The sequence below is a fragment of the Oleiphilus sp. HI0123 genome (assembly GCF_001635315.1).
Map to the genome: position 1 here is coordinate 1 of NZ_LWGE01000878.1, position 557 is coordinate 557.

The window sequence follows — 557 nt, forward strand, 5'->3', positions numbered from 1 at the left end:
AGCCAATAGTTTCATGCTTATCTCGTTTAAACTTAATGTCAGTGTTGACGCTTTATATAGTTCGCCCGTATCAAGTCGATGTTATCGATAAGGTCCTGTTTGATGATGTCGGGCGATATCACTTTGGCCTGAGGGCCTAATGACATTAACCAGTTTCTGAGTTGAACCGTGCGCTTAGTTGTAGCACTTAAGCTCCAGTCATCATCGTGAGCGTGATGTAGCTCCTGATCGTGACTGATAGGGTTGTCGTGTAAGTCTTGTATTAAATTGCTGTGTTTTCCCGTCGTAATACTCAGCTCCAGGGTGTAAGTCTGAGCGTCTTGAAAGTCGATTAAGACATCCATATTTCCTTGATCTAGATAGCTTTTTAGCTCGAAATCTTCAGGCACCGCATTTGCGTGACTGCTAACACTTAAGTCACTTATCTTATGAATCAAGAAACTTCGAAAAGCCTCATCGCCCTTTTGCATGTCACCTTCCTTCTTGGCGACTAAATATATTTTCGGCAGCATAATCGCAACGCCGAAAGGATGAACCTCATAATCTTTGAGTTTTCC

General features: G+C 42.5%; 1 protein-coding gene. It reads right to left on the bottom strand.

Features of this window, described 5'->3' with window-relative positions; all coding sequences use genetic code 11:
- Positions 1-38 precede the first annotated feature (38 nt).
- A partial coding sequence (locus A3761_RS07615; protein WP_156491723.1) for a WYL domain-containing protein occupies positions 39-557 on the bottom strand: 519 nt, incomplete at its 5' end.